Origin of the sequence: Desulfovibrio piger ATCC 29098 (genome assembly GCF_000156375.1) — a bacterium.
Taxonomy (GTDB): domain Bacteria; phylum Desulfobacterota; class Desulfovibrionia; order Desulfovibrionales; family Desulfovibrionaceae; genus Desulfovibrio; species Desulfovibrio piger.
Genome location: NZ_DS996351.1, coordinates 45194 through 54665, shown reverse-complemented (window position 1 = coordinate 54665; position 9472 = coordinate 45194). Strand labels below are relative to the sequence as shown.

Annotated in this window: 9 protein-coding genes; 6 read left to right on the top strand and 3 right to left on the bottom strand. The window is 66.0% G+C overall.

The features are described 5' to 3' along the window. From DESPIG_RS00205 to DESPIG_RS00190, 4 genes are all read left to right on the top strand, one after another. Positions 1-562, top strand: a 562-nt coding sequence (locus DESPIG_RS00205; protein ID WP_006003566.1) for a ComF family protein, incomplete at its 5' end; no start/stop codon positions are given. Positions 563-645: 83 nt separating this feature from the next. Further along, positions 646-1632, top strand: a complete 987-nt coding sequence (locus DESPIG_RS00200) for a DUF4198 domain-containing protein (RefSeq protein ID WP_040368903.1) — start codon at positions 646-648, stop codon at positions 1630-1632. A 170-nt stretch (positions 1633-1802) separates the two neighbouring features. Then, positions 1803-2705: a Tim44 domain-containing protein gene (locus tag DESPIG_RS00195; RefSeq protein WP_006003562.1), complete on the top strand. Its 903-nt coding sequence runs from the start codon at positions 1803-1805 to the stop codon at positions 2703-2705. 88 nt (positions 2706-2793) lie between these two features. After that, positions 2794-3189 carry a PaaI family thioesterase gene (locus DESPIG_RS00190; protein ID WP_006003560.1) on the top strand — a complete coding sequence of 132 codons (396 nt, stop codon included), beginning with the start codon at positions 2794-2796 and terminating at the stop codon, positions 3187-3189. A gap of 134 nt (positions 3190-3323) precedes the next feature. Here the strand turns inward: DESPIG_RS00190 and DESPIG_RS00185 are convergent, their stop codons facing one another. Beyond that, positions 3324-4331: an RluA family pseudouridine synthase gene (locus tag DESPIG_RS00185; protein WP_006003558.1), complete on the bottom strand. Its 1008-nt coding sequence runs from the start codon at positions 4329-4331 to the stop codon at positions 3324-3326. Next, complete coding sequence (locus DESPIG_RS00180; RefSeq protein WP_169304803.1) at positions 4321-6012, bottom strand: sensor domain-containing diguanylate cyclase; 1692 nt, start codon at positions 6010-6012, stop codon at positions 4321-4323. The genes DESPIG_RS00185 and DESPIG_RS00180 overlap by 11 nt, the downstream gene beginning before the upstream one ends. A 152-nt stretch (positions 6013-6164) precedes the next feature. Between DESPIG_RS00180 and DESPIG_RS00175 the strand changes: the two genes are divergently transcribed. Then, on the top strand, positions 6165-6863 hold the full coding sequence (locus DESPIG_RS00175; protein WP_006003552.1) for a glutamine amidotransferase: 699 nt from the start codon (positions 6165-6167) through the stop codon (positions 6861-6863). Between the two features lie 38 nt (positions 6864-6901). Next, positions 6902-8158 carry a competence/damage-inducible protein A gene (locus tag DESPIG_RS00170; protein ID WP_006003550.1) on the top strand — a complete coding sequence of 419 codons (1257 nt, stop codon included), beginning with the start codon at positions 6902-6904 and terminating at the stop codon, positions 8156-8158. A gap of 254 nt (positions 8159-8412) precedes the next feature. Here DESPIG_RS00170 and DESPIG_RS00165 read toward each other — a convergent pair whose 3' ends face one another. Beyond that, entirely contained in the window at positions 8413-9366 is a 954-nt protein-coding gene (locus tag DESPIG_RS00165) for an alpha/beta fold hydrolase (protein ID WP_169304802.1), read from the bottom strand. Between the last annotated feature and the right edge of the window lie 106 nt (positions 9367-9472).

Sequence of the window (9472 nt, the reverse complement as noted above, 5' to 3'; positions counted from 1 at the left end):
CGGGCTGCCCCTGCCCTGGCCTGCCGCCGGGCAGCCGCTGCTGTGCGGGGAGTGTCTGGCGTCCCCGCCGCCCTGGCAGGGGCTGGCGCTGCACGGCCAGTACCGCGGGGCCCTGCGCCAGCTCATCCTGCGCTTCAAACACGGCGGCAAACCGGCCCTGGCCTTCCTGATGGCCGGGATGCTGCTGGATGCCGCCTCCTGCCTGCCCCTGCCCGACGCTATCCTGGGCATCCCCCAGCACAGGGACCACCTGCGCCGACGCGGCTACAACCAGGCGCACGAGCTGGCCGTGGCGCTGGGGCTGTCGCTCTCCCTTCCCGTCCGCCCCGACCTGCTGTGGCGCCCGACGGACATCCCCCACCAGACAGGGCTCTCTGCGGCCCAAAGACGACGCAACGCCGCCGGGAGCTTCCGGGCCGCCGACGTCCGCGGTCTGCACCTGTGGCTGGTGGACGACATCATCACCACGGGCAGCACCCTGCGGGCCGCCGGAGCGGAACTGCTCCGCGCCGGGGCCGCGCGTGTGGATGTCCTGGCCCTGGCACGTACGCCCCGGCCCTGAACCGCCCCCGGAAATGGCGCATGACAAAAATGGGGAAAATTGCTACATCTGCCCTATATTACCCATAAAATAAGGATCGAAGCATGTCACTGCCACGTGCCGCCCTGCTGGGCTGTATGCTGTCCCTGGCCGTCTCCCTGACTGTTCCTGCCCCGGCCCGCGCCGAAGTCACCCTGCTCATCCCCAGCCGTACCGTCATCGACGCTCCTGTCGAGAAAAAAGACGCGGAAGCGCAAACGACCAAAGCTCCTGCCGCCAAAGAGGCCCGGAACAACGCCGACAAAGGCAAGGATGCCCCTGCCGAAGCTACCCCCGCTGAGGAGGACAAGACCCAGGCAGCCGCCCAGCCCGCCCCGCCGCCGCTCAATGCGGAGGTGGACATGCTCATCAGCCTGATGCGCCCCAGAGAGCATGCCGCCCAGCCCATGGACATGCCGCAGCTCTTCGCCGTGCTGCGGCACGATGCCGGGACGCGCTTCGTCAACGGGACGCCCCAACCCGAACGGCGTGACCTGCTGGGCGACATGGAAGAGAGCCTGTACCTGGATACCAAGGCCTGGGGCGCCAATGTGGCCATCGACCAGCCCGGCCTTTACCAGTTCATCACCGAGACCCGCCCGCGCCTCAATGCGGAACGGCAATGTTTCGAACAGCAGTACGTCAAAAGCATCCTGCCGGTCTGCGGCGTGGAAGAGGGCTGGGAACGCCCTGCCGGTCTGCGCCTGGAGATCCTGCCCCTGACCCGGCCCTTCGGCCTGACAGCGGGGAGCAGCTTCACGGGCAAGGCCCTGGGGCCTGACGGTCCCCTGGTCAACGCCCGTGTGTACATGGACCGCATCCGTACGGAAAAAAAGACCGGTCCTCTGCCCTGGCAGCACGATCTGGAAGCCCGTACCGACGCCAACGGCCAGTTCACCTTCATCCCCGGGGCGCCCGGCTGGTGGTGCTGCGTGGTGGAAGTGCCCGGCCAGCCCCTCAAGGGACCCGACGGCCAGCCCACCCCCCTGATCCTGGGGAGCGTCCTCTGGCTGTACGTGGATGCGGCGGACCAGCCCGACAAGAACAAATAAGCCGGAAAACACACTTTTTTTAGCAGGTATTTCCCACGATTATCATCGGGCAGTTTTGGTCGTCCCCTCGGGAGAGCCTTGCGGGCCTTGCCTTTTTGCCCAAGCCAGCTATAGTACATGGTATTGAGAAAAGAAGCCTGAACGCATCTTTCACCCTTACGGAGATATCAATGAAGATCAAAGCTATCCTGACCATGCTCATCATGCTGGGAGGCGCCTGTATGTATGCCTTGCCCGACACGGCCGATGCCGCCCGTCTGGGCGGCGGGCGTTCCTTCGGCAGCCGTCCTTCCATGTCCCAGCCCGCCCAGGCCCCCAGCGCCATGCAGCGCCAGTCCACGCAGCAGCGCCAGCAGGCGGCCCAGGCCCAGCAGCCCCAGCGCAAGGGTTTCCTCGGCGGTATGGGCGGTCTGCTCGGCGGCCTTCTGGCCGGTTCGCTCATCGGCTCCCTGCTCTTCGGCGGCGGCTTCTCCGGTGGCGGCATCATGGATATCCTGCTGCTCGGCATCCTGCTCTTCGTGGGCCTGAAGCTCTTCGCCCGCTCCCGCAGCAAGGCCCAGCCCGCTCCCGCCGGTGCCGGCAATGCTCCCATGGGCGGCATGGAGCCCCCCTTGCAGCGCAATGATACCGCTGCCGCCGGCTGGGACACCCTGAGCAGCCAGGACAACACCTACAACAGCCAGCCCGAAGTGGTCATCCCCATGCCCGCCGACTTCGATGCCGAAGAATTCCTGCGCGGCGCCAAGATGGCTTACAATCGCCTCCAGGCCGCCTGGGACAACCGTGACCTCAACGATATCGCCCAGTTCGCCAGCCCGGCCGTCATGGATGCCGTGCGCCAGCAGCTGGCCGAAGAGACCGAGCCCAGCAAGACCGAGATCCTGCTGGTCAACGCCCAGCTTCTGAGCGTGGTCAACGAAGACAAGGAACAACGCGCCCAGGTCTACTTCGACGTCCTCATGCGCGAGCGCCCCGATCAGCCCACGCCTTCCAATGTGCGCGAGATCTGGCATTTCGTCCGCGAGCTCGACGGCGGCACCTGGAAGCTGGACGGCATCCAACAAGTAGCGTAGTATACGCAAAGAAGAACTATTACTAGTCACAAGGGCCGGAAGTTCTTCCGGCCTTTTTTATCCCCGCCCGGCGGGACAAGGAGTCCACATGGAATGTTATGTCCGCAAGCACGACAAGCTCGTGCGTCATCTTGATATGTGCATCGAAGAAGTCAGCCGCGAGTACGCCCGCGTGACCATGCCCATCACCGAGAACCACAAGAACGGCATGGGCGTGGCCCACGGCGGTGCCATCTTCTCCCTGGCCGACGTGGCCTTCGGCTGTGCGGCCAATGCCGGCAACGACCACGGCGTGGTCAGCCTGTCCACCACCATCGAGTATCTGCGCCCCGGTATGGTCAGCCCCCTCAAGGCCGAGGCCCGCCTGGTGCGCAACGGCGCCCACGTGCTCACCTACGAAGTCGATGTCTACGACGGCAGCGGCGCCCATGTTGCCAAGTGCCTGTCCACCGGCTTCCAGACCAACGTGCCCCTGCCCCACTAGCGCGCCCCGGAAGAAGATCCCTTTTGTCCGTGCGGTCCCTGCCCGCAAGGGAGCTGCCTTCCGGTAACGCACCACACTGAAACGCAAAAGGGGACGGCATCTGCCGTCCCCTTTCGTCATGGACATATCAGGATTCAGTTCCCCTGCCGGGCCGTCGCCTCGTCGATCTCGTCCGGCACGGCCCGCGGCAGCCTGTCGGCGGGCCAGTCGGGCAGACAGGCGAAGCGCCGTCCGTCCGGCAGGATGACCCGCATGGCATGCAGGTACATGGGGGTCCCGGAGGCACGCCCACGGGCCCCGTATTTGACGTCGCCCTCGATGGGATGCCCCAGGGACGAAAGCTGCGCCCTGATCTGATGGGTCCGGCCGGTCAGCAGCCGCACCAGCAGCAGGCTGCGCCGATCCTCCACACGCACGGGCCGCACCAGCAGCAGGGCTTCCGTCTCGCCCTTGTCCGGCGCGCCGGTCTGCCGGACATGCATCTGCTCCCGTCCATTCCCGGTCCCGGCCTCCTTGCGCAGCCAGTGCCGGAACAGGCGCACCCCGCTATGGGGCCAGAGCCCTTCCACCCAGGCCAGGTATTCTTTTTTCATCCGCCGCTCACGCAGGGCCGTGGTCATCTCGCGCAGGACGGCAAAGCTGGCGGCCACCAGCAGGATGCCCGAGGTATCCTTGTCCAGCCGATGGACGGGCGTGGGCTTGAACGGGGCATCCCCCGCTCCGGCCGCCAGACGGCTGGACAGGCTGTCCTCATGGCCGGTGCCGGGATGCGTGGGCAGACCGGCCGGTTTGCAGAAGACCCAGAGGTCCCCGTCCTTCTGCAGGGGGCGGGGGGCCGGAGGCAGGGCCTGCGCCCGCGGACGCGGCTCATGCCCCTGTTCCGGGGAGGCCTGGCCCCCCGTGGCCTTGCTCCTGCGGCTCATGCCCAGGGCAAAGGGGGGCAGGCGCACGCTGTCGCCCGCGGCCACCAGGCCGAACGGTTTTGCCCGGCCACCATTGATGCGGACCTGACCCGTGCGGATCCAGCGATGCAGCAGTGACGGCGGCAGGTCCAGACGCCGTTGCAGGAACTGCAACAGCTTCTGCCCGCCTTCGCGGGGATCCACGATGACTGTATTGGGGTCGGGCGCTTCACCCATCATATCGGCTCTCCTCCAGGGATACCACGCAATCCTTGCGTTTTTCTATCCAGGCCTTGATGGCATGGCCGGAAACCAGCCGGCTGCCGTGCTTTTCGTGGAGCATCCGGCGGTCGGCCAGGGCAAGGACCTCCCGCAGGGAGGCCGCCTCTTCCGATCCGGAAAGGCCAAAGGACATGATGACCGGCACATTGCCGGAATGTTCGTTGTAATGCCGGAAAACTTCCCTGATCTTTTCCAGGACCCGTGCGGCATCGCGCAGGTTGCACCGGGGCAGCAGCACGGCGAACTCGTCACCGCCCAGCCGGGCCACGCAGTCCGTGGAGCGCAGCGAGCTCCGCAACAGACGGGCGGCCGTCTGCAACATGCTGTTGCCGGTGTCATGTCCCAGATAGTCGTTGATCAGCTTCAGCCCGTTGACGTCGCAGCTGATGATGCTGACCACCTTGCCCGGCTGCATGTCCAGCCGGTCCAGCTCGTTATGGAAATAGACCAGGCTGTGGACGTCCGTCAGGGGATCATACTCAATCATCTCGGCCAGGCGGTCACGTTCCCCCTGGGTGGTGGTGATGTCCGTGTGCAGCCCGATGAGACGCGTGGCGCGGCCATGGGCGTTACGCCGCAGGACACGGGCTCGGCTCAGGATCCAGCAATAGGTGCCGTCCGCCTTGAGCATGCGAAAGGACTGCTCGTAACTGTCTCCGTAACGGGGCGACATGATGACGTCCATCTGCCGCTTCAGGACCGCCGGGCGTTCATCGGGATGCAGCTTGTCCCGCCAGCTTTCGAAGGTATTGCCGAACCTGCGCTGGTCATAGCCCAGCATGGCGATGTACCGGGGACTGTAATAGATGGCGTTGGTCTCCATGTTCCAGTCCCACAGGCCGTCCCCGCTGCCGAACAGGGCCATGAGGGAGATTTCGCAGCTTTTGCTGGAAAGGGCCTCCAGCGGTTCTTCCCCGCCCCGCTGCACGAGGTTCCCCGTCACGAAGAGGGGCTGCCCGGAACCGTCATGGCCCACGAGGGTGCCGGAGACCAGGAAATTCTTGCGGCTGCCGTCCGGCAGATGCAGCAGCACGCGCTCCACGAAGCTGCCGTCATGGTCACGGGCGTTCATGAGCCGGGAAAAACGGCTGGAAAAAAAGCGTGCCGCATCGGGCCCCAGCATGTCCCGGATGGCCTGGCGGGGCAGACGCAGGACGCCGCTGTCGGGAAGGCGGAGCAGCCGGGCACAGTTCCTGTCCAGCGTGTACTCTTCCCGGGCACAGTCATAGATCCAGCGGCCTTCCCCGGCGGTCTCATGCAGCCATCCCCTGCCGTCCAGCCGGGTCAGCGCCCCCACCATCAGGCGGGGCGTACCGCAGGAAAACCGCTCCAGCACGATGGCACGGCAGCAGATGATGTCCTCGCCCACGGTCTGCAGGATCTCCATGGCGCTATCGGAAGAAGAGCGGCGCAGGCTGCTGAAAAGCTGCCGGACGCTTTCCTGCCGGTCAGCGGCAAGGCCGTCACAGAAGGCCCCGCATCTTCCCCGGTAAGCCTTCTCCGTCCTGCCGTGCAGCAGGCCGGCGGACTCCGGGTTCAGGACGATGCGGTCGTTGTGGACGTCCCACTGCCAAAGAGGATCCGCAGCATCCATGACACGGGATTCATACCAGGCAGCTGGCAAAGGTACATCACTCATAGGGTCCATCCGGGTATCATATATGATTTCTTATCAAAAGCGCATGGCGGGAGCAAGCCTTTCCCTCCCGCCATTCCCCGTGTATGACAGGGAGCAGCGGGAACGCCCGTGCCTCCCACGGCACCGGACGCGCTCCCCACAGGAGGTCCCCCATGCGCTGCTGCGTACTGCAACATCTGGCTTTTGAAGATCTTGGGACATTGGCGCCCGTCCTCCGTGAAGCGGGATGGACGATACAGACCTGCCATGTGGCGGATGGTCTCCCGGATGCACGGGACTGGCGCGATGCCGATCTGTGCATCGTACTGGGCGGCCCCATGGGCGTCCACGACGGAGCGGCCTATCCCTTCCTTGTCCGCGAACTGGAACTCGTCCGCAGCCGCCTGGGCGAAGGGCGGCCCCTGCTGGGCATCTGCCTGGGGGCCCAGCTCATGGCACAGGCCCTGGGCGCGGCGGTATATCCGGGCAAGGCCAAGGAGATCGGCTGGGGCTGCCTGCACCTGACCGACGCCGGCGAAGCCTCGCCCCTGGCGGCCCTGCGCGGGGCCCCCGTGCTGCACTGGCACGGCGATACCTTCGACCTGCCGCCCGCCGCCACCCTGCTGGCCTCCACGGACATCACGCCCCATCAGGCTTTCCAGGCAGAACCCGGCCAGCTGGCCCTGCAATTCCATGCCGAGGCCGATGCTTCCCGCATGGAACACTGGCTCATGGGCCATGCCTGCGAACTGGCTGCCGCCCGTCTGGACGTGGCGGCCATCCGTCAGGATGCCCGCGACCTGGGCGGCCGTGCCGCTGCCGCCGGACAGGATTTCTTCCGCCGCTGGCTGGCCGGCGTCTTCACCGCCTGAGCCGCCCCCGACGTATCCCCACAGACAAGGAACATCGCATGAACGCCGAGATCATTTCCGTGGGCACCGAGCTTTTGCTCGGCCACACCATCAATACGGACGCTGCCCATGTGGCCCGCGCCCTTTCCACCCTGGGCATCGACCTGCACCATGCCTGCGTGGTGGGCGACAACGCCGCCCGCCTGGAAGAATGCCTGCGTGCCGCCCTGCAACGCAGCGACCTGATCATCACTACCGGCGGCCTTGGTCCCACCAACGACGATCTGACCAAGGAGACCGTGGCCCGCGTCCTGGGCCTGCCGCTGGAAGAAGATGAAGACAGCCTGCGCAGGCTGCGGGAATACTTCGGGGACCGGCCCGTGGGCGAGAACCAGTACAAGCAGGCCTGGTTGCCGCACGGCAGCCACGCCTTTGCCAACAGTGTGGGCACGGCCCCGGGCTGCGCCGCGCCTGCGGAAGGCGGCAAGCTGGTCATCCTGCTGCCCGGCCCGCCGTCCGAACTCCTGCCCATGCTGCATGACGGGGTCGTGCCCTGGCTTGCCCGAAAGACCGGGGCCTGCATCCATTCCAGCATGGTGCGCACCTTTGCCCTGGGCGAAGGCGATGCCGAACTGCGGCTGCGCGACATGACCGATGCCGCCAACCCCACGGTGGCCACCTACGCCACCGACGGCGAGATGTTCGTGCGCATCACGGCCAAGGCCGCTACTGCCGAAGAAGCCGCACGGCTGGTGGTCCCCGTGCGCGATGCCGTCCGCCGTCGTCTGGGCGATCACGTCTACGGTGTGGACGTGGAGAATCTGGAAAGCGTCGTCGTGCCCCTGCTGCTGCAACGCGGCGAGACCCTGACCACGGCCGAATCCTGCACGGGCGGCCTGCTGGCCAAGCGCATCACCGACGTGGCCGGTGCCTCGTCGGTCTTCCATCAGGGCATCGTGACCTATGCCAATGAGGCCAAGACCCGCCTGCTGGGCGTCCCCGAAGAGCTGCTGGCCAGCGTGGGCGCCGTCAGCCCCGAAGTGGCCCGCTGCATGGCCGAACAGGCCTGCACCCGCTACGGCAGCACCTGGGGCGTCGGCATCTCCGGCATCGCGGGCCCCGGCGGTGCCACGGCCACCAAGCCCGTGGGCCTGGTCTACATCGCCCTCAGCAACGGCCGGCAGACCTGGCTGCGCGTCATGCGTCCCCACGGCCGCTACATGGGCCGGGCCTGGACCCGCCAGCGCGCCGCCAGCCACGCCCTGGACATGCTGCGCCGCGCCATGCTCGGCCTGCCTGTGGAGATGGAAGCGTAACGGTCCAATAGCAGGGAATGGAAGGTGCGCCCTCCCTCCCAAACATCCTGAAAAGATCCTCGCGACAGCCTGAAGACCGGCGGCGCGTCCGCATGACGGACGACCATGCTCCCGGCGTACCGCCCCCTCTGGCGTGCCTCCCCCCTTCTTAAAACGATACCGCCCCGTTTGTCGGCATGCGCTGATGAACGGGGCGGTATGTCATGACGGGACGTTGCCGTCAAGCCGGGATGCCCGGCCTGACGCGGTCCGGGCTAATGTTCCAGGAACTCCACCACCTTCTGGCGGAATTCCTTGTAATAGGGCTTTTCCATCATCATGGCATGGGCGGCGCCGGGCATGATCTCCAGCTTGGAGCCGGAAGGCAGCTTGTCCATGGCAGCGCGCATGCTGTCGAGGTTCAGGTACGGGTCCTTGTCCCCGCCGATGACCAGGGTGGGCACCTGGATGGAAGCGGGATCGATGAGGGGCGTCTCCGCGGAGACCAGCAGGTCGCGGCGGCCGCCGTTGGGGCTGGAGTCCTTGTCATAACGCCAGCAGTTGGACTGGAACACGGCCACCACCTGCGGATCCACGATGCTGTAGTCGATGGCGCCGTCCTTGGTGGTCTGGAAGTCGCCGGCGGCATGCAGCCAGGTATTGTGATTGAAGGGGACCTTCACTTCAGCGGCGCCCAGGCCCACCATGATGGGCGCATACAGCACCAGCTTCTTCACCATCTCGGGATGGCGGGCCACGAAACGGCTGCTGGTGACGGTGCCCCAGCTCCAGCCCAGCACATCCAGCTTCTTCTGGCCGGAGACCTTGAGGATCTCGGCCGCGGCCGCAGCGGCATCCTCGGCGGCGTAGTCGGAATTGGGCATGAAGCCGTCTTCCACTTCCTGGGAATCGCCGTAGCCGGCCACGTCGAAGGTCCAGACGGCGAAGCCGCGCGCGGCAAGGTAGCGGGCCAGGCTGTAGTCGGCATAGTTCACGTCGAATTCATGCGAAGAATAGGTCAGGCCGTGCACCAGCAGGATCTGGCGCTGGGGCTGCGTCCCGGCCACGGCCAGACGCTGCAGGTGCAGGGCGATGCCGTTGCGTTCCAGCGGGAAGGTCTGGATCTGGTATTCCGTGGCGGCATCCGCGCGGGCCTGTACCGTGGCGACCTGAAGGGAAAAAAGCAGCACCTGCAGCATCAGCAGGCAGGACAGAAGTGAACGGATCATGGTTCCCCCTGTGTCCGCTCCCCGGAGCATCCCCGCAAGAGCGGCATCGGATGAAATGTGAAAGATGTGAGCTTTTGCGGCTGAAACCCCTTTGCAGTCGCAAAAA